Genomic DNA, 21,832 nt, shown 5'->3' with positions numbered 1-21,832 from the left:
GAATCTCACGCTCGTTTGCAAACTCACTATCAGTCTTTTTACTACTGCTTATAACTGCTGGTAAGTTCTTTCCAGCATCTGGTAAATAATTACGCAATGTAGCGGCGTTTATATTACGTTCTTTTTCAAGAACGCTTATTTGCTCAGCTATGTTGCGCAGTTGTCTTATGTTACCACTCCATCTATAACTTTCCAGTAGCGATATAGCGCCATCATCTAATCTTAGGGTAGGCATCTTATATTTCATAGCAAAGTCAGACGCAAATTTGCGGAACAATAAATGAATGTCTCCTTTGCGTTCTCGCAATGGTGGTAAATGAATGTCTACCGTACTTAATCTGTAAAAAAGGTCTTCTCTAAACTTTCCTTTTTCAATAGCTTCTGTCATGCGCACATTTGTGGCGGCTACTATACGTACATTGGTTTTCTGAGTAGTTGATGATCCTACTTTTAAAAATTCACCGTTTTCTAAAACACGTAGTAGTCTTACTTGAGTAGGTAGTGGTAATTCTCCAACCTCGTCTAGGAAAATTGTTCCTCCATCTGCTACTTCAAAGTAACCAGATCGGGTAGAGGTAGCACCGGTAAAAGCTCCTTTCTCATGACCGAACAGCTCTGAATCTATCGTTCCTTCAGGTATAGCACCGCAGTTTACGGCAATGTATTTATTGTGTTTGCGATGGGATTGAGCATGTATAATTTTAGGAATACTTTCTTTTCCCACACCACTTTCTCCAGTAACGAGTACTGAGATATCAGTAGGTGCCACTTGAATCGCTTTTTCAATCGCACGATTAAAACCAGGATCGTTTCCTATAAGTTCAAACCGCTGTTTTATAGACTGCACGCTTTCCATAATTTACTCGGTATCTTTAGTTAAAGGTCCTTTCATATCTGAGTAGCCTACGGCTTCTCCTATTAAAGTGGCACTGGTACAATCTGTGATTTTTACATTCACAAAGTCACCTACTTTATAATGCTCCTTAGGGAAGACAGCAACATAGTTTTGAGTATTACGTCCTGCCCAGTGTAAATCAGATTTTTTAGATTCTTTTTCTATTAAACATTCCACCGTTTTACCTATAAAATATTGCGCACGTTCTAAACCTGTACGTCGCTGCACGGCTATGATCTCTTCTAGTCTACGTTTTTTAGTTGCTTCAGGCACATCATCTTCCATTTTGCGCGCAGCCATAGTTCCTGGTCGCTCAGAATAAGCAAACATAAAACCGTAGTCATATTTTACATATTCCATAAGGCTTAACGTGTCTTGATGATCTTGTTCAGTCTCTGTAGGGAAACCGGTAATCATATCTTGAGAAACAGCACATTCAGGAATAATATCATGAACACGGTCTATTAACCTCATGTATTCCTCACGAGTATGCAAACGATTCATTTCTTTTAGAATGCGGTCACTACCAGATTGAACAGGTAAGTGTATGTAGTTGCATATATTTCTATGTTGAGCGATCGCATGCAACACATCATCACTAATATCTTGTGGATTACTAGTAGAAAAACGTACTCTTAACTGAGGTTGTGCCGCGGCTACTTTATGTAATAATTGAGCAAAGTCTACCGCAGTGGCTTGAGCCATAGGGCTTGCTTTTGAAAAATCTTTTTTTAATCCACCACCATACCATAGGTAAGAATCTACATTTTGTCCTAATAAGGTAACTTCTTTAAATCCTTTGCTTACTAGATCGCTTATTTCTTCTAGAATACTCTGTGGATCACGACTGCGCTCACGACCTCTCGTAAATGGAACTACGCAAAAGGTACACATATTATCACAGCCACGTGTAATAGAAACAAATGCTGTTACACCATTAGAATTCAGTCTTACAGGAGCTACATCTCCATAGGTCTCTTCCTTAGAAAGAATCACATTTACGGCATCACGTCCTTCATCTACTTCGGCTACAAGATTGGGCAGGTCTTTATAAGCATCTGGCCCTACGACCATGTCTACGATTTTTTCTTCTTCTAGGAATTTTGATTTTAAACGTTCAGCCATGCAGCCTAGTACGCCTACCTTCATGTTAGGATTCTGGCGTTCTTTAACTCTGTTATACTTTTCTAGTCGCTTGCGTACGGTTTGCTCTGCTTTGTCTCTTATCGAGCAAGTGTTTACGAGCACTAAATCTGCTTCTTCTAGTTTATTTGTGGTGTTAAAACCTTCCTTTGAAAGAATAGACGCTACTATTTCAGAGTCAGAAAAATTCATTTGACAACCGTAACTTTCTATAAATAGTTTACGACTGTTCTTATCATTATTTTCTAACTGTAGGGTCGTTCCTTGTTTGTCTTCTTCTATAACCTTTTCCATCTTCCTTACTCTATTAATAAGCGTGCAAAGATACAAAATTCGCTCATTTTGTGACATAATGTCATATAAATGATTTTTTTAATTACGCTTTCGCGAAAGCGTATACCACAAACCTTATATCAAGTTATGATTGTAAAGTTATAGATATAGAATTTTTAGAACAAAAGCATTTCATTAAGAGGTCTGTTGAGTTAATAATTTTAAGTAAAAAGAAACTATTAAATAAGACTTTATAAATTCTATAGGGTATTACCTTATTATATAACCATCATAAAGTGAACTGGTTGTATATTGTGGCGCTTTTTTAAAACTCTGGTAAACAGATGTCTGTGTTATTAAAAAAAAATACGCATACCTTTGCAATCCAAAATTTCAAATCTGAATGGCAAAAAATCTCGTAATCGTAGAGTCGCCGGCAAAGGCAAAAACTATAGAAAAATTCTTAGGTAAGGACTATAAAGTAGCGTCTAGTTTTGGCCACATCGCAGACCTTCCAGCAAAGGAGCTAGGAGTGGATGTGGATAAAGACTTCTCTCCTAAATATATAGTAAGTTCAGATAAAAAGGACTTAGTAAAGAAACTCAAAAAAATGGCTGCCGATTCAGATATGGTTTGGCTAGCGAGTGATGAGGATCGAGAAGGAGAAGCGATTGCATGGCATCTTGCTGAGCAACTGGATCTTCAACAAGATAAAACTAAACGTATCGTTTTTAATGCGATTACAAAAAGTGCTATTCAAAAAGCGATTGAAAATCCACGTCAGATCGATTATGATTTAGTTAATGCTCAACAAGCACGACGTATTTTAGATCGTATCGTAGGTTATGAAATATCACCTATTCTATGGAGAAAAGTGAAAGGTGGAGCCAGTGCTGGTCGAGTTCAGTCCGTAGCAGTACGTTTAATCGTAGAGCGAGAAAATGAAATTATCAATTTTAAGACAGATAACTTTTTTAGAATAGATGCAGATTTTACTACCAAAGATGGTAGTCTTTTAAAAGCCAAATTACCGAGTAATTTGAACTCACTTAAAGAGGCTCAAGATTTTCTTGAACTTAATAAAGGAGCTCAGTTTCAAGTAGGTGATTTAGTTAAAAAGCCGGCTAAAAAGAGTCCTGCACCACCGTTTACTACCTCTACTTTACAGCAAGAAGCTTCTCGTAAATTATTTTATAATGTGAGTCGTACCATGCAATTAGCCCAGCGATTATATGAGGCTGGATTGATTACTTACATGAGAACAGACTCTGTAAATTTAAGTAACGAAGCTAAAAAAGGAGCGCAAGCAGAGATCGAGAGTGCTTATGGAACAAAATTCCATAAGGAACGTAGTTATAAAGGGAAATCTAAAGGAGCTCAAGAAGCACATGAAGCTATCAGGCCTACAGATTTTGCTGTGCATAGTGCTGGTCTAGATAGAGACCAGGTGCGATTATATGAGTTAATCTGGAAAAGAGCTATCGCCAGTCAAATGAGCGATGCGCAATTAGAACGTACTAATGTTTCTATTACTGCAAACACTCATGACAAGAAATTTACGGCAAATGGAGAGATTGTAAAGTTTGAAGGTTTCCTTAAAGTTTACCTAGAATCTACTGATGATGAAGATCTAGAGCAACAAGGACTATTGCCAGCATTAACAGTAGGGCAAGACTTGTTGAGTAAAAAAATCACTGCCACGGAGCGATTTACAAGACCGCCATATAGATATACAGAAGCCTCTCTTGTAAAACAATTAGAAGAGCTAGGAATAGGTCGCCCATCTACTTATGCGCCCACTATTACTACTGTTCAGAATAGAAAATATGTTGAAAAGGGAATAGCTCAAGGAGAAGAGCGCGCTTATGTGCAGTTAACTCTTGCAAAAGATACCATTAAAGAAAAGGAGCTTTCAGAAAAAACAGGAGCAGATAAAGGAAAATTAATCCCTACAGACGTAGGTCGTGTGGTAAATGATTTTCTAGTAGAACACTTCAGTAATATTTTAGATTACAACTTTACAGCCAAAGTAGAAGAGTCCTTTGATAACATAGCCGAAGGTAAAGAAGAGTGGACAGACATGATGAACCACTTCTATAAAGGATTCCATCCTAAGGTAAAAGACGTGGCAGAAAATGCCGAGCGTGAGGTAGGAGAACGTGTTTTAGGAATTGATGAGAAAACGGGTAAACCTATTAGTGTGCGTCTAGGAAGATTTGGTGCGATGGCACAAATAGGTACAGCAGAAGATGAGGATAAACCTCAATTTGCTAGCTTGTTACCTTCTCAGTCGTTAAATACTATTACTTTGGAAGAGGTATTAGACCTGTTTAAACTACCTAGAACTTTAGGTGAATATAACGGTCATCCTGTTGAGGTGAATCAAGGTCGTTTTGGTCCTTATGTAAAGTTCAACGAGAAAACCTTTGTCTCTCTAGAAGATGGTGATGACCCTATGACGCTCACCTTTGAAAGAGCTGCTGTTTTAATTCAGCAAAAAGAAAAAGCAGATGCGCCCATATACATGTATGATGAGCAACCTGTTACTAAAGGAGTAGGTCGTTTTGGGCCATTTATCAAATGGGCAGGAATGTTCATTTCTGTGAATAAGAAATATGACTTTGATAATCTTTCAAATGATGATATCGAGCAATTGATAAAAGATAAAATCCAAAAAGAGAAAGATAAACTGATCGTGAACTGGGAAGATGAAGGGATAAGAATCGAGAAAGCACGATGGGGAAGGCACAATGTAATTAAAGGTAAAATTAAAGTAGAGCTTGCTAAAACCATAGATCCGCTTAAGATTACTTTAGAAAAAGCTCAAGAGCTTATCGCAAAAAAGGCTCCTAAAAAGAAAGCTGCGGCAAAAAAGAAGACCGCAGCCAAAAAAAAGCCTGCCGCAAAAAAGAAAACGACTAAGAAGTAAGTCTCTATGAGTTTTGAGTTTTTAAAACCAGTAAGCGACGCCGTGCAGGCTCATGCTATGTTGCAACCACAGCACGCTATAGGTAATGTGATTCAAATTCATACAGAGCATACAGGTTTGCCTCAGTTAGATGGTGTGCAAATGGTGCTCATTGGGGTTTTAGAAAACCGCCGGGATGAGAATGCACTCCTACAATTAAAAAGTGTAGATAGTGTAAGGAAACAGTTCTATGAGTTGTATCCAGGTAACTGGTCGCTCAGTATGGTTGATTTAGGAGATGTACATCCAGGAGAAACCGTTCAGGATACATATTATGTACTTAAACAAATAACTGCTCAGTTATTAATAAAAAAAATCATCCCTGTTTATCTGGGTGGTAGTCAGGACTTGATGTATCCCATTTACAGAGCTTTTGATGATATACAGTACATGATAAATGTGGTGAACGTGGACTGTAGATTTGATTTAGGAGATATAGAAGCAGCCATAAGTTCTCGTAGTTATATAGGTAGAATGGTGGCAGACCAGCCTTATAACCTGTTTAATTATAGTAATTTAGGTTTTCAAACCTATTTTAATAGTCAGGATGAGATTGAGTTGTTAGAGCGCATGTTCTTTGACGCAACTCGTTTAGGAGTTTTAGATGATGATATGCGCCAGGCAGAGCCAGTAATGAGAGATGCAGACCTAGTAGGAGTAGATATGGCCGTGGTAAAAGCTGGAGATACCGCTTTCGCGAAAGCGAATCCAAATGGATTAACCGGTAAACAGATCTGTAGTCTATCCAGGTATGCGGGAATTAGCGATCGTACTAAAGTTTTTGGAATATTTGAAATACCTATAGACGCTACTTTAACAGGTGCGCAGCTTATAGCAGAAATGATCTGGTATTTTATCGAAGGTTACAATTATAGAGCTGGAGAGCACCCAGTAGATATAAATGAAGGGTTTTTAAAATATAGAGTTCCCATAGAAGAAGAGGTGTTAACCTTTTATAAGTCTAATAAAACTGGGCGATGGTGGATAGAATTACCTTTTATTTCAAACGTTAATAATAAACTAAAACAACATACGTTATTACCTTGTACTCGCAAAGACTATGAGCTTGCATGTGATCAAAATGTGCCAGAGCGATGGTTAAAAGCGAGAAGAAAGAATGAAGTATAGCGTTTTATTGCGTACCTTGTCAAACTAAATTTATTTGGTAAAAAAAAGTTGCCAAATAGAAATGTTTTAAATAGGTTTACGCCCTTAATTCATAAAGAAAACATAAATCACCCTTATGAAAAAGTTATTTGTCCTTGCAGCAGTAGTTGTATTTCTAGCAAGTTGTGGTCGAGGAGACCGTGGAATGGTAGTAGGAGTTAAAGGAAAAGCATGGCATCCTGAAAAGCCTTATGGTATGACACTAGTTCCTGGTGGATCATTTATTATGGGTAAAAGTGATGATGATTTTGCCGCTACTAACAATGCACCTACTAAAACAGTGACCGTTCCATCTTATTATATGGATGAAACTGAAATTACTAATTCTGAATACCGTCAGTTTGTTTACTGGGTAAGGGATTCTATTTTTAGAACTCGTCTAGCCATCATGGCCGATGAAAATGGAGCGCAACCTGGTGATGACGGAATCGGTGAGTATGCATTCTTAGGGACTGATGATACTGAAGAGCTAACACCATGGGAGCAATATTATCAAGATAATTATGCAGGAATGGGTGAGACTGGATATGAAGGATTTAAGCTTAATCACGATGTAGATTTAATTTGGGATACTGAAGATATTCCAGATGAGTTTTATGCTGAGGTGTATGATTCTATGTATATTCCTTTTGAAGAAATGTATAATGGGCAGCGCACTCTAGATGTGAAAAAATTAGTATTCACTTATTCAGAAATGGATATTCAGAAAGCGGCTCGTAATCCTAAAGATAAGAGAAGTAAATATATTACTCAAACTCCGGTAGAGATTTACCCAGATACTACGGTGTGGATACGTGATTTTAATTACTCTTATAATGAGCCTATGCATAATGATTATTTCTGGCACGAAGCCTACAGTGATTATCCTGTAGTAGGTGTGAACTGGAAACAAGCAAAGGCTTTCTGTCAGTGGAGAACATTATATCATAATTCTTTTAGAAAGGAACGTGGACGTCATAATGTGAACGCATACCGTTTACCTACTGAGGCAGAATGGGAATATGCGGCTCGTGGCGGTCTAGAAGGAGCTACTTACCCATGGGGTGGACCTTATGCAAAAAATGACAGAGGTTGCTTCCTAGCTAACTTTAAACCACTACGTGGAGATTATGCAGCAGATCAAGCGCTTTATACCGTTGAGGCTCGTTCTTATGAACCTAATGAGTATAATCTTTATAATATGTCTGGAAACGTAGCAGAATGGGTGAACTCATCTTATGATGCAAGCTCTTATGAATTCATGTCTTCTATGAGTCCAGTAGTAAACGATGAAAATAACATGCGTAAAGGAGTGCGTGGAGGATCATGGAAAGATATTTCATATTTCCTTCAAGTAGGAACACGCGATTTTGAGTATGCAGATTCTGCAAGGAGTTATATTGGTTTCCGTACGGTACAATCTTACATGGGGACTGACGTTACACTTAACGCAGGAACTAACTAATTAATTAACAAAACAACTTAACTAAACCCTATATTAAAATGGCACAGTCTAAAACAACAAAGAAATTATTTAACATGGCTTACGGTTTCGGAGCCTCAATCGTAATCATCGGAGCATTATTTAAAATTCTTCACTGGGATTTCGGTTATGGATTCTCTGGTAATAACCTTTTAATGATTGGGTTGGTTACAGAAGCACTTATTTTCGCTATATCGGCATTTGAGCCTGTAGAAGATGAGCTTGATTGGTCACTTGTTTACCCAGAATTAGCTGGAGGACAAATGGCAAATAAAAAAGGTAAAAAAGAAGAGCCGCAAGACGCTCAAGGATTATTATCTAAGAAATTAGATGAAATGCTTAAAGAAGCTAAGCTTGATAGTGAATTAATGTCTAGTTTAGGAAACAGTATTCGTTCTTTTGAAGGAGCTGCAAAAGGAATTGCTCCTACTGCCGAGGCTATGTCTTCTACCAAGAAGTACTCTGAAGAGATGTCTATTGCTGCTGCTCAAATGGAGTCTTTAAACAGCCTTTATAAAGTACAGGTAGAAAGCTCTGCTCGTCAAAACCAAGCAAACGAAGCTATCGCAGAAAACGCAGCAAAACTTCAAGAACAAATGGCTGGTCTAGCTAATAACTTGTCTTCTCTAAACGGAGTTTATGGAAACATGTTAGGAGCAATGAAAGGATAATTAGCAATAATTATTATAACACAATTATTAATAGCTAATTAGAATATTATGGCAGGAGGAAAACAATCCCCAAGACAAAAGATGATTAACCTAATGTACTTGGTTTTCATCGCAATGCTTGCTCTTAACATGAGTAAGGAAGTACTAAATGCATTTGGTTTACTTAATGTTAGTATTGAAGAGAGTAATGTTACTGCAGCAGCTAATAACGCTAGTACTCTTGACGGCTTAGCACAATTAGCAAGCGATCAGCCTGAAAAATATAACAAGTTGAAAGCCCAAGGTGATCAGGTAGATAAGATTTCTGAAGATTATTTCAAGTATATACAATCCTTAAAAGACGAATTAGAAGGAACAGTAGAAGATCCTACAGATTATCAAGTAATGGATAAAGGAGATTACTTAGATACTAAATTCTTAGAAAGTGGAGTAATCACTAAAGAAGGTCAAAAGTTTCTTGATATGATGAACAATTATCGTAATGATATGGTTGCAATCGTTGGTGAAGAATCTGAATTGGCTGGTCAATTAAAGAAAAAATTCACGCCATCAGATCAAGAAAACAGAGATGGTATTATGGTGCCTTATTTGCAATATAATTACCAAGGTTTCCCATTAATTGCTTCTGTAGCAAAATTAACTTTACTACAAAGTGAGATTAAGAGTATCGAATCTAAAATTTTAGGAACGTTGCTTAGTGGAAGTCTTAAAAGCGAAGTTAGTATGACTAACTATACTACTTTAATGGAAACGCCTAAATCAGCTTATTATAACGGTGAGATGTTTGATGGTCAAATAGTTTTAGGTCGTAAGGATGCTACTTTAAAACCTAAAACGGTTTCATTAAAGCTTGATGGACGTGCTCTTACTGAAAGTCAGTATGCTGTTGAAGATGGTAGAGTTGTTCTTAAAGTTGGTGCAGGTTCTCCAGGTGAACATAAGATTACTGGTGAATTGATATACGAGCAGGATGGTGAGCCTTTACCGGTTCTTGTGGAGCAAACATTTTCTACCATACCTAAACCTAACTCTGCAACGATTTCTGCAGATAAGATGAACGTTGTTTATAGAGGTGTAGAAAACCCTATGACGATCTCTTTTGCTGGTGTGTCTTCTAATAATGTAAATGCAAGTGCTCCTGGACTTTCTAAAAGAGGTTCTGGTTATGTAATGAAGCCAGGTGCAGGTAGAGAGGTTAAGATTAATGTGAATGGTAAGTTATCTACTGGTGAAACAGTATCTGACAGTAAAACTTTCCGTATTAAGAACCTGCCAAGACCAACAGGAACGGTTGCAGGTGGTTTTGATGATGTTAAGAAAGGTAGAAATCAATTGGCTATTGCTACAGTTAAAGCTGAATTTATGGATTTCGAATTTGATATTAAAGCCTCTGTTACAAGCTTTTTATTCAAAGTGCCAGGACAGCCAGCTATACCTGTAAATGGTAGTAAGCTTAATGCTGCTGCTAAGAATGCACTTAAGAGAGCACGTAAAGGAGATATTGTTCAATTTGCAAAAATCAAAGCGACTATCCCTGGTGTAAGTGTTAATGTACCTAGTGTAAGTAGTGTTGCTGTAGAAATTACAGACTAATAAATTTTTAAAAAACGATTATGAATAAGATTGTAGTTTTACTTGCAGCAATGATTCTTTCGGGAATGGTATCTGCTCAAAACAACATCCTTAATGCAAAGGATCCTAATGAAATAGGTAAGAAAACGGAGTCTCAGATGGAGAATGATAATGATCTGCCGTTGCCTTATGGTTTTGTGGATGATAGAGATGTTCTTTGGCAAAAGACCACTTGGGAAAAAGTAGATCTTGATGAAAGAGTTAACTTTCCATTGTATTATCCTATTGATACTAATTATGTAGGTAAAGAACGTAGATCTTTGTTTCATGTATTATCTGCTGCGGCACGTGCCGAAGAGGTGACTCTTTATGCAGATTCCTATTTCAATGAAAAACGTGAATTTAAAGATATTGAATCATCCTTAATGAGTCAAGAGATTGATGATGCTGGTATTAATATTCTTAATGATAACGGTATTGTTTTAGACGATACTGTAAAGCCGTTAGATATTGATACGACTTACAATCTTGCAGACTTTGATCAGTATGTTAATGTTCGTACTATTGGCGCGTCTGACGTTGCTGAGTATCGCCTTCGTGGTGTTTGGTATTTAGATACTAGACAAAGCGAAATGAGATACCGCATCTTAGGAGTTTGTCCAGTGACACCTGACGTAAATTTTCCTGATGAATTAATTGAATTATTCTGTGTTTATTATCCAGATGCTAGAGAGTTGTTACACAACGCAAAGGCTTTTAATACACTCAACTCTGCTAGACCTATTTCATTTGATCATATTTTAAACTCTCGTAGATTTAATGCTGTGATTTATAAAATGGATAATGTTCAAGGAGATCGTGAAGTAAAACGTTATATAGCTGATAATTCTATGATGCAATTATTAGAATCTGAACGTTTAAAAGATATCGTTAGAAATAAAGAAATAGACATGTGGAACTATTAATAGTTGCTCAATTTATATTTATAAAAACGCCTTGCACCGCAAGGCGTTTTTTATGCTCTTCATTGAAATAGATAGTACCTTTGAATTATGAATGATGTAATTATAGTCGGTAGTGGAATAGCAGCTTGTTCTTTGGCATGGGAACTACATGCACAGAATAAATCTTTTGTGATCATTACAGATGGTGCTAAGGGAAGTAGTGATGTTGCCGCTGGAGTTTATAACCCTATGGTGTTAAAGCGTTTTACACCTGTGTGGAATGCTCAAGAGCAGTTGTCGCAGCTCAACGTTCTTTATGAATATATTACAAGTCATACCGGTGTTGACTATCGTCACCCTATCACGGTAGCCCGTAGAATGCATGATGATAAAGAAGCTGCTACTTGGGTAAAGAAGTCTAAGCGAGTTGATTTAATGGCTTTTATGAATCCGGATCTTGTGGAAATACCGGTAGATGGAGTGGAGAGTAATACAGGTTATGGATTAGTAAATGGAACAGGTTGGGTTGATGCAGGTGCACTTATGAAAGATACACTAGCATACTTTGATAAAAGCGACTCTGTTTTTATAGACAGCTTTGATTTTGATGCCTTAGCCGTTCATGAAGATATCATAGAGTATAAAAACCTAAAAGCCTCAAACATCATCTTTTCTGAAGGTTACCGTATGCTTGATAACCCTTACTTTAAAAATTTACCGTTGCAAGGTAATAAAGGCGAAGTGCTCATTGTTAAAATCCCAGGATTTAAATTAGATTTTATTATTAAATCGTCGGTGTTTTTGATGCCCTATAAGGAAGACTTGTTTTGGGTAGGAGCTACTTATGATAGAGATGATCTAGAAGATACCGCTACCAGTAAAGGTCTTGAGTTTTTAACTTCAAGATTAGAACGTTTTTTAAAGTTGCCTTATCAAATTATAGATCATAAACACGGTATAAGACCTACCACTATAGATAGACGGCCATTTGTAGGACATCATTTAGATCATCATAATCTATGGATTTTTAATGGGATGGGAAGTAGAGCAGTTCTTATTGCACCATGGGCAGCACAAGAGTTATGTAACCGTATTTATAATGAAACTCCTTTAAATAAGGAGATGAACATTTCGAGATTTTAAAAGAAGTAATTACCATCTGTCATTCTGTACTTGATGCGGTATCTTATAGTAATGAATAACAATTCTTTCTCTAAACCATTTACCACATTTCTTTTTATAAAAGCATGAGGATTTAATCTGAAAAAGATATTTTAAACTTAAACTTCTCAAAGCTCAAGACTCAATGCTCACAGCTCAAAAACTCATCACTACTCAGCCTTCTCCTTATCATAGCTCATAAATAAGTTGATCCATATATTACGAGACAGCCTTATAATAACCGGCAAGCCTAGAATCATGATCGCCATAATGGCAAAGAAAATATTCAGTCTTCCCAATTTAAAAATATAATTAGAGATCACAAATGTCGCTATAGCAAGCGCTACTCCTACACCATAACTTACATACATAGCGCCGTAGAAAAAACTAGGCTCAATTTTATACTTCGTATCACAGTGCGAGCACCTCTCGTGCATCTCTTGTGTTTTCTTAGGGTTGTACATGTTAGGACTGGTGTACATGGACTCGTTTTGACAAACGGGACAAGTTCCTGTGAAAATACTGTATAATTTTGTTCCTTTTAGCATGAGAAAACTTTAGTGTTTATGCACAGTTGCGCATCTTTGCAAAGATATAAAAACACTATGCTTAATATACACGATTTACATGTTTCCTTTGGCGGCGAGCCACTTTTTGAAGAAATCACCTTTAGGCTTAATGGCGGTAATCGTGTGGGATTGATCGGTAAGAATGGTGCAGGGAAGTCCACGTTACTCAAGGTAATTGCTGGTGATTTAGAATACGATCAAGGACAGCTTGCCATGGAAAAAGACACGAGCATTGGGTTTTTACGTCAGGATATAGATTTTGAAAAAGGTCGTACGGTACTGGAAGAGGCTTATACCGCTTTTGCGAAAGCGAGAGAAATAGAAGCTCAACTCGATACTATAAACATTCAGCTTGCTGAAAGAACTGATTATGAGTCTGATTCCTATTCAAAGCTTATAGAAGATATGAGTACCTTAACTCATGAATATGAAATTATAGGCGGCTATCAATACAAAGGGGAAACCGAAAAGATTTTAAAAGGACTGGCCTTTAAACCAGAACAATTTAACATGCTGACCGATGAGCTATCAGGTGGATGGCGCATGCGTATTGAACTCGCTAAGTTACTCTTAGAAAATCACGATATTTTATTACTCGATGAGCCTACGAATCACTTGGACATAGATTCTATTCTTTGGTTAGAGCAGTTTTTACAAACCTATCCTGGAGCAGTAGTGATTGTAAGCCATGATAAAATGTTCCTAGATAATGTGACTAATCGTACTATAGAAATCAGTCTAGGACGCATTTATGATTACCCTAAACCTTATACACAGTTTCTAGCCTTGAGAGCAGAAATGCGTGAGCAGCAAGAGGCAACCTTTAAAAATCAACAAAAGGAGATCGAGCGTACTGAGAAACTAATTCAAAAATTCAAAGCCAAAGCCAGTAAAGCTACCATGGCGCAATCACTGGTTAAAAAACTCAACCGCATGGATGTGGTGGAGATCGAGCAAACTGATAATGCGGCTATGAATATTAATTTCTCTAAATCTATACAACCTGGTAAGGTGGTCCTTGAAATCGACCAAGTAAGCAAGTCTTATGGAGAGAAAAAAGTGCTGAACGAAGTGGATTTAATGATTGAACGCGGTGCTCGTGTTGCTTTTGTAGGGCAAAATGGAATGGGGAAATCCACGCTCGCTAAAATTATTGTAGGCGAAATTAAAGATGCTAAAGGTGACGTAAATCTAGGTCATAACGTACAGTTAGGATATTTTGCTCAGAATCAAGCAGAGTACTTAGATGGAGAAAAAACAGTGCTCGATACCATGATAGACGCTGCCGATGATAGTAATCGTGTAAAAGTACGCGACATGCTAGGTTCCTTCTTGTTCCGTGGTGATGAGGCAGAGAAAAAAGTAAAAGTACTAAGCGGTGGAGAACGTAATAGACTGGCACTTTGTAAACTTTTATTACAGCCTTTTAACGTGCTCATTATGGATGAGCCTACAAATCACTTGGACATTCAGTCTAAAAATGTATTGAAAGCAGCGCTTGTTAAATTTGATGGAACGCTCATAGTCGTGTCGCATGATAGAGAGTTTTTACAAGGACTCACTGAGGTTGTTTATGAATTCCGTGACCATAAATTAAACTTACATTTAGGAGATATAGATTATTATCTCCAGCAACGTAAGGCACGTGATATGCGTGAGATAGAAAAAAGCACTGAGGTTAAAGTGGATACGCTTTCGCGAAAGCAAGATACAGAAAAGAAACAGCTCTCTTACGAAGATCAGAAAAAGCAAAAATCACTGAACAATCGCCTTTCTAAAGCCGAGTCAGAAATTAATAGTCTGGAACGCGACATCAAGAAATTAGATAATGAACTCGCCGCAAACTATGATGAGCTTGCTGCTCAACCTGGTTTCTTTGATAGCTATCAAGCTAAGAAAAAAGCGTTAGAAGAATGGATGGAGAAATGGGAGAAAATTTCTGAAGAGCTAGAGGCTTTTTAAAGCGGTATGATACCTATCATGTTTTAAAATTACTTAATATTTTTTTTGTTTTCTGATCATTTTAGCAACTTTGATGCAGAAACAGGTCTCTTTTTTAAAGGATTAAGTTAATTTTAACCGCTCAAGTCTAGAGCTTTATTAGCTTTAACCACTCTTAGAGTACTTAATTTTTTTTCATGCGCAAAATCATCATCGCCATACTGGCGTTATTCATTATAGGTGGCGCCTTTTTTGGTGCAAAAACACTTATAGACAATAAAAAAGCTCCTAAACCTAAAATAAAAAAAGAGGTTAAAATTATTTCTACAGATACAGTCGTGAACGCTACTGTGCCTATCATTATTCCGGCAAATGGAAATTTACAAGCTAAGCGTAGAGTAGAACTCTTCTCTGAGGTGACTGGCGTTTTTAAACCTACTGGTACTCTTTTTAAAACAGGTCAAGAGTATAGTGCTGGTCAGACTATGATTATCATTGAAAATTCAGAGTTCTATGCACAAGTGCAGAGCGCTCGCAGTAATTTAAATAACCAGATCACCGCTATTATGCCTGATTTGAGGTTAGACTACCCTAACTCTTATGCACAATGGCAATCTTATCTAAATAACTGGGATAGAAACGCTTCTACGCCACAGTTGCCTGAGCCTAAAGATGATAAAGAAAAATACTTTATAACAGGCCGTAATATTTACACGACTTATTATAATATTAAAAACCTAGAAAGCCGTTTAGGAAAGTTCAGGATCAAAGCGCCTTTTACCGGAGTATTAACTGAGGCGCTCGTGACTGAAGGAAGCTTAGTGCGCAATGGACAGCAACTAGGTGAGTTTATTCAAACGGGTACTTATGAACTTGAAGTTGCTATAAGTGGTGAATTTGCAGATTTACTTAAAGTAGGTAAAGAAGTAGAGCTTCAAAACATTACAGGAACTAAAACCTATATAGGAAAAGTGACTCGTATTAATGGTAAAATAGATCAACAAACCCAAACCATCACCACCGTTATAGAAGTAAGCGATAAAAATCTAAAAGATGGAATGTACCTCACCGCAAATCTTCAAGCACAACAAATAGAAAATGCCATAGAACTGGACCGTAGTTTGTTGCAAGACGGCGATCAGCTGTTTGTGGTTCATGACACTTTATTAGAATTGGTTAGCGTTCAACCTGTTCATTTTTCAGACAAGACGGTCGTGGTAAAAGGAGTCGATGATGGTACAGTCATTATTTCTAAAATGATTCCTGGTGCTTATGAAGGTATGATTGTGAAAACAGAACAACAAGCTGCAGCCGATAAGCAAAAAGCAGTCTCAAAGTCAGAATCTAAATAAGCCATGAGAAAAATTATAGCTTATTTTATTAAACATCACGTTGCGGTTAATGTGGTGATCATAGCGTTTGCGATTTTTGGAATCATGGGTATGCGTTCTTTAAAGTCTTCCTTTTTTCCATTAGTTGATTCTAAAATCATCACCATTAATGTGGTGTATCCTGGAGCATCACCTCAAGAAATAGAAGAAGGTGTTGTACTTCAAGTAGAAGATAATCTTAAAGGTCTAGAAGGAATCGATAGAGTTACTTCTGCTTCACGCGAAAACTCAGGTACTATAACCATAGAGATCATAAAAGGCTATGATATAGACTTTATGCTACTAGAAGTTAAGAATGCCGTGGATCGAGTACCATCTTTTCCAGTGGGAATGGAGCCTCTAGTGGTCGCAAAACAAGAAAATGCTAGACCTACCATAGTATTTGCTTTAAGCGGGACAAACGTTCCTTTAAAAACACTGAAGCAACTCGCCAGAGATATTGAAAACGACCTGAGAGCGATAGACGGTATTTCACAAATATCTATTGCTGGTTATCCTGATGAAGAAATAGAAATAGCGGTAAATGAAAATACATTATTAGGGTACAATCTCACTTTTCAAGAAGTGGCAGATGCTGTTGCAAACTCAAATATCCTCACCACTGGTGGGAATATTAAAACAAATGTAGAAGAATACCTCATTAGAGCAAATAACCGTTCTTACTACGGTGATGAACTAAGTTATATTCCTGTAAGAACAAATGCTAATGGTTCCACAATCCTTTTAAAAGACGTTGCGACCATAAGAGACCGCTTTGCTGAAACGCCTAATGCGACTTATTTTAATCAAGAAAGAGCTGTAGAAATTACAGTAACTAGTACAAATTCTGAAGACCTTATTTCTACTGCCGATGTCGTTAAGCAATACATAGAAGATTACAACCAGCGATTTACAAACGTGGAGCTCAATGTAGTAAGAGATCTATCTACGACTCTAAACCAGCGTACAGCCTTGCTTACAGAAAACGCGGTAATAGGAATGTTGCTCGTCTTATTATTTCTATCGGTTTTCTTAAATACACGGTTAGCCTTTTGGGTAGCCTTTGGGTTGCCTATTGCTTTTTTAGGAATGTTCATTTTTGCAGGACAGTTTGATGTGACTATTAATGTGTTATCACTTTTTGGGATGATTATAGTAATAGGAATTCTGGTAGATGATGGAATCGTGATTGCAGAGAATATCTACCAGCATTATGAAAAAGGAAAAGATCCTATTACTGCTGCTGTAGATGGAACGATGGAAGTAATTCCGCCTATTTTGAGTGCTATTATAACCACTATTCTTGCTTTTTCTACCTTCTTGTTTTTAGACGGTAGAATAGGAACTTTTTTTAGTGAGGTTTCTGTAATTGTAATATTGACTTTGCTTGTTTCTCTAGTGGAAGCACTCATAATTCTACCAGCTCATCTTGCACATTCTAAGGCTTTAAAAGCCCAAGATAACAGGCCCAAAACAGGTGTAGCAGCACTGTTCCAGAAAATGCGTGTGGTTAATGAATACGGTGATAAGTTCATGAACTACATGCGTGATAGGCTCTATGCACCAGCGCTACGGTTTACGTTGAAGTATAAATTACTGGTGTTTGCAATTTTTTTAGGAGCTTTTGTGCTTACTATAGGTTCTGTAGGTGGAGGAATCGTAGGTGTGACCTTGTTTCCTCGTATTTCCAGTGATCAAGTATCAGTTAATCTAGCCATGCCTAATGGTACCGCACAGCACATTACAGATTCTATAATTTCTTCTATAGAAGAGAAGGCAAAGATCGTTAACAAAGAATTTACTGAAGAATATCTCAGTGCTGAAATCTATGGGGACACAACCGTTCTCTTTGAAAACATTATTAAAGCTCAAACATCTTCTTCTTCAGCAAGTTTAAAGATTAATTTATTACCTGGAGAAAACCGTCCAGATAATTTAAACACCAGTCTGGTCGCAAACCGTTTGAGGGAACTCGTAGGAACTGTTTCAGGTGCTGAGAGTTTGACTTTTGGTTCTGGTGGGAACTTTGGTGGTAGTCCAGTAGCTGTTTCTTTATTAAGTAATGACATAGCAGAATTAAAAGCTGCCACAGCAGATTTTAAAGAAATACTGAAGCAAAACCCTTTATTAAAAGATATAGAAGATAACGATCCAGCTGGAATTAAAGAGATCAAGCTCGAACTTAAAGAAAATGCTTATGCACTAGGATTGAATTCTAGGAGTGTGATGACTCAAGTGCGATCAGCCTTTTTTGGTAGAGAAGCGCAGCGTTTCCAGCGCGGTCAGGACGAGATTAGAGTTTGGGTACGTTACGATCTAGAAAACCGTAATAGTATTAAAGATCTAGATGAGTTGCGTGTAGCTACACCATCTGGCGAGCGTGTGCCACTTAGAGATATCGCTACTTATAGCATAGCACGAGGTGATGTGGTGATCAATCACCTAGAAGGTAGGAGAGAAATACTTGTAAGTGCAGATTTAAAAGACCCTAATCAGAGTTCGACAGATATTCTAAGCGATATTCAAGATAATATTATCCCAGAATTGCAAAAAAAGTATCCCACTATCTCACCTAACTATTTAAGCGGTCAGGCTCGCGAGGCGCAAAAAATAAGTAGTAGCGCAAAAATACCAGGCATTACTATTTTACTTTTGATTCTCTTTGTGATCGCCTTCACCTTTAGAAGTTATATACAACCCATCATGCTTATCTTATTGATTCCATTTAGCTTTACCGCTGTGGCTTGGGGACACTGGATTCATGGATTTCCTGTTAATATTTTATCCATGTTAGGAATTATTGCACTCATAGGGATTATGGTAAATGATGGACTGGTCTTGATCGGTAAGTTTAACACGTTAATTAAAGAAGGATTAGGTTTTGATGAGGCACTTTATGAGGCAGGTAAAAGTCGTTTTAGAGCTATATTTTTAACTTCTATTACTACCATAGCTGGACTGGCGCCATTACTTCTGGAAAAAAGTAGACAAGCACAATTCTTAAAACCTATGGCTATTTCTATCTCTTATGGTATAGGGATAGCCACGATTCTTACCTTGCTATTGCTGCCACTTTTTCTAAGTTTTGGGAATAATGTAAAAGTATGGATACATTGGTTGCGCACAGGAGAGACTGTAAATAAACGCGATGTTACTGGTATAGCACAAGAACAAGAAGAACTAAAAGAATATGATGAAGCATAAAGTATTATATGGACTTAGTGTTCTGTTTTATCTCGCTTTCGCGAAAGCGTATGCACAACAATCTCTAGAGTCGCTATTAACACGTGAGCAGGCTGTGGAGCTCATGTTAGAGAATAACTACGGCATCCAAATCGCCAACAATACGGTAGAAATTGCCGAAAATAATACTGGTTTATTGAATTCTGGTTACTTGCCGTCGCTACAAGGAAATGCAGGTGTCAGTAGAGATGAAAATGATTCTAATACAGATTTTAAAGGCGCGCTGGATAATAATGGGAATCCAAGACCAGATATAGAAATTAATAATGCTCAAACGACACAGTATAACGCAGGATTGTCCCTTAATTACACGCTTTTTGACGGTTTAGGAAGGTTGTATAATTTTAAAAGGTTGAAGGAGCAATATCAATTGAGCCAGCTCGAAGCGCGTTCTACCATTGAAAATACAACGGTTCAATTAATGAGTGTGTATCTAGAAATTGCGAGGTTAAGTGAAAATGTCAAAGTATTTGAACAAAACCTGGAAATCTCTAAAAAACGAGAAGAGCGTGCTCAATATCAATTTGATTATGGTCAGGTAAATAAGCTAGAAGTCCTTAATGCGCGTGTAGATATTAATACGGATAGTATCAATATCATGAATGCACAACAACAATTGCGCAATACTAAGCGTGATTTAAACCTACTATTAAATAGGGAACTAGATGCTGAATTTGTAGTAGATACCACGGTTACCCTGCAGAATATGCTGGTAATCGATAGCTTTTTAGAAAAGGTGAAGGAGAATAACGTGAGACTATTACAGGCTGAAAGAAGTTTGCAAATAAGTGATTATGATATAAAAACGACACGAGCTTTATTGTTACCTACGATAGGGTTAACAGGTACTTATGGATGGAATCAATCTATAAATCCGCCTACGGCCTTTTTTCCTGCAACCACGCGTACCGCTGCAAACGTAGCTGTAGGAGCAAATTTAACTTGGAATATTTTTGACGGTGGTAACACGATTAACAGTTTGCGTAATGCCAAAATAGCTTATGAAAACGAAGCACTTTTTAAAAGCCAGATAGAGCAAGAAGTAGCTCGTGATGTAGCAAATGCTAAGGGAAATTATGAAAACGCACTCGCTATTTATAGGATGCAAGAGCAAAACGTAATTACTAATGAGGATAACTTTAACCGTTCTCAAGAACGTTTTAAACTAGGCCAGGTAAGCAGTATCGAGTTCAGACAGGCGCAAGTGAATTTGCTCAATGCTATTACTGTTAAGAACCTAGCAAAGTATGATGCTAAACTAGCGGAGTATCAACTACTGCAGTTTGCAGGGCAATTGCTCAATGTTCCTTTGTGATAGAGTATTCTTTATGGGGCTGCACTGCCAGCAGGAGATGTCTGTATTAGGATCCTGATTTTTTTGGCACTAAAAAACTTAAAAGTAGCCTGTTATACTAAATTGAATTTATAAAGTCTTATACCATTTTACATTCCTAATGTCGCATATAAATCGTTTCTTTTTGGCCTATATTTCAAAATAAAATGAAACCGTAACTTAGGCTATGCTTTAATTTTCTTTATCATCTAGTCAAAAAACAATTCAAATTAAGAATGCTGCATTAGAAACATAAATTGGTATTAATAGTTTCTTTTTCACTTACTTTTCACTTAAAATTATTGCCGTAGCTACGGTTATGCATAGAATAATTCCATTTATTTTATTGACATTAGAAACAGTGGTTTGTCTTCATTAAATGCAGTTGTTATAGATAGGTTTGAAAGAATTTACAAATATCTTAAGAGAACTACTTGTGAGATGTTGAAACTAGTCTTATATTTGCATCCCAATTAAAACGAAGAGTTGTCAGAGTAATGATCTGAAGTTTAAGAGACGAGTAACTTAAGTTTTATATATCGCGGGATAGAGCAGTAGGTAGCTCGTCGGGCTCATAACCCGAAGGTCACTGGTTCGAGTCCAGTTCCCGCTACTAAGACCCTTTCAGAAATGAGAGGGTTTTTTATTGCCTTAAAGTCATGCATTTACATCCCTTAGCACAGTTATTACCAAAGTTTATAGACCATAAAGATAACAAATAAATGCAAATATGATCAGATCTCTACTGGCAGTAAAACTGGCAGTGATTTCTATTTTATTATGGCCTAATAGGGCTTAAAACTTTACAATAAATTGATTACATTAGAGCTTTGTTACTATATAAAAACACATTCTTAAAAAATTCATGATCACAGGAGAATTAAAATCACAAGTAGATAAAATCTGGGAAGCCTTTTGGACAGGTGGAATTTCTAACCCGTTATCTGTTATAGAACAGTTTACCTATCTGCTCTTTATAAGAAGACTGGATGAACGTCAGCTTTTAGAGGAAAAGAAAGCCAATACAGTTGGTATTCCTATTCAAAATATCATTTTCACAACAGCCCAAAAAGAACTTAGATGGAGTTCCTTTAAAAATAAGGATCCAGAATCTATGTTT

The 21,832-nt window shown here is 37.1% G+C and carries 15 protein-coding genes and 1 tRNA gene; 13 read left to right on the top strand and 3 right to left on the bottom strand.

Going from position 1 to position 21,832, the window contains the following annotated elements; all coding sequences use genetic code 11:
• Positions 1-856: sigma 54-interacting transcriptional regulator (locus ACTF48_RS08900; protein ID WP_438962799.1), on the bottom strand; the 856-nt coding region annotated here is incomplete at its 3' end.
• A gap of 3 nt (positions 857-859) precedes the next feature.
• On the bottom strand, positions 860-2,332 hold the full coding sequence (miaB, locus tag ACTF48_RS08895; protein WP_438962798.1) for a tRNA (N6-isopentenyl adenosine(37)-C2)-methylthiotransferase MiaB: 1,473 nt from the start codon (positions 2,330-2,332) through the stop codon (positions 860-862).
• A gap of 382 nt (positions 2,333-2,714) precedes the next feature.
• Between miaB and topA the strand changes: the two genes are divergently transcribed.
• The 7 genes from topA to ACTF48_RS08860 all read left to right on the top strand — a co-directional run bounded on the left by topA (position 2,715) and on the right by ACTF48_RS08860 (position 12,238).
• Positions 2,715-5,240: a type I DNA topoisomerase gene (gene topA, locus ACTF48_RS08890; protein WP_438962797.1), complete on the top strand. Its 2,526-nt coding sequence runs from the start codon at positions 2,715-2,717 to the stop codon at positions 5,238-5,240.
• A gap of 6 nt (positions 5,241-5,246) precedes the next feature.
• Positions 5,247-6,407, top strand: coding sequence for a formimidoylglutamase (locus ACTF48_RS08885; RefSeq protein WP_438962796.1), 1,161 nt, complete (start codon positions 5,247-5,249; stop codon positions 6,405-6,407).
• A gap of 115 nt (positions 6,408-6,522) precedes the next feature.
• Positions 6,523-7,890, top strand: a complete 1,368-nt coding sequence (gene gldK / locus ACTF48_RS08880) for a gliding motility lipoprotein GldK (protein WP_438962795.1) — start codon at positions 6,523-6,525, stop codon at positions 7,888-7,890.
• 38 nt (positions 7,891-7,928) lie between these two features.
• Positions 7,929-8,579, top strand: a complete 651-nt coding sequence (gene gldL, locus ACTF48_RS08875) for a gliding motility protein GldL (RefSeq protein WP_438962794.1) — start codon at positions 7,929-7,931, stop codon at positions 8,577-8,579.
• 48 nt (positions 8,580-8,627) lie between these two features.
• Positions 8,628-10,172, top strand: coding sequence for a gliding motility protein GldM (gldM, locus tag ACTF48_RS08870; protein ID WP_438962793.1), 1,545 nt, complete (start codon positions 8,628-8,630; stop codon positions 10,170-10,172).
• Positions 10,173-10,192: 20 nt separating this feature from the next.
• Positions 10,193-11,116, top strand: coding sequence for a gliding motility protein GldN (gldN, locus tag ACTF48_RS08865; protein WP_438962792.1), 924 nt, complete (start codon positions 10,193-10,195; stop codon positions 11,114-11,116).
• Positions 11,117-11,203: 87 nt separating this feature from the next.
• On the top strand, positions 11,204-12,238 hold the full coding sequence (locus tag ACTF48_RS08860; protein WP_438962791.1) for an NAD(P)/FAD-dependent oxidoreductase: 1,035 nt from the start codon (positions 11,204-11,206) through the stop codon (positions 12,236-12,238).
• Positions 12,239-12,426: 188 nt separating this feature from the next.
• Here the strand turns inward: ACTF48_RS08860 and ACTF48_RS08855 are convergent, their stop codons facing one another.
• Positions 12,427-12,804 (bottom strand): DUF983 domain-containing protein, encoded by a 378-nt coding sequence (locus ACTF48_RS08855; RefSeq protein ID WP_438962790.1) that lies wholly within the window; start codon positions 12,802-12,804, stop codon positions 12,427-12,429.
• Between the two features lie 57 nt (positions 12,805-12,861).
• On the opposite strand from ACTF48_RS08855, the gene ACTF48_RS08850 reads away from it, so the two are divergent.
• From ACTF48_RS08850 to ACTF48_RS08825, 6 genes are all read left to right on the top strand, one after another.
• Positions 12,862-14,787 carry an ABC-F family ATP-binding cassette domain-containing protein gene (locus tag ACTF48_RS08850; RefSeq protein WP_438962789.1) on the top strand — a complete coding sequence of 642 codons (1,926 nt, stop codon included), beginning with the start codon at positions 12,862-12,864 and terminating at the stop codon, positions 14,785-14,787.
• Positions 14,788-14,963: 176 nt separating this feature from the next.
• Positions 14,964-16,118, top strand: coding sequence for an efflux RND transporter periplasmic adaptor subunit (locus tag ACTF48_RS08845; RefSeq protein WP_438962788.1), 1,155 nt, complete (start codon positions 14,964-14,966; stop codon positions 16,116-16,118).
• Positions 16,119-16,121: 3 nt separating this feature from the next.
• Positions 16,122-19,340 (top strand): efflux RND transporter permease subunit, encoded by a 3,219-nt coding sequence (locus ACTF48_RS08840; protein WP_438962787.1) that lies wholly within the window; start codon positions 16,122-16,124, stop codon positions 19,338-19,340.
• Entirely contained in the window at positions 19,330-20,694 is a 1,365-nt protein-coding gene (locus ACTF48_RS08835) for a TolC family protein (protein ID WP_438962800.1), read from the top strand. The genes ACTF48_RS08840 and ACTF48_RS08835 overlap by 11 nt, the downstream gene beginning before the upstream one ends.
• A gap of 558 nt (positions 20,695-21,252) precedes the next feature.
• A tRNA-Met gene (locus tag ACTF48_RS08830) sits at positions 21,253-21,325 on the top strand.
• A 252-nt stretch (positions 21,326-21,577) separates the two neighbouring features.
• Positions 21,578-21,832 (top strand): type I restriction-modification system subunit M N-terminal domain-containing protein (locus ACTF48_RS08825; protein ID WP_438962786.1); only part of this gene is annotated, 255 nt, incomplete at its 3' end.

The organism is Nonlabens sp., from assembly GCF_965660805.1.
Classification (GTDB): Bacteria; Bacteroidota; Bacteroidia; order Flavobacteriales; family Flavobacteriaceae; genus Nonlabens.
This window is presented reverse-complemented; position numbering and strand designations above follow the sequence as displayed.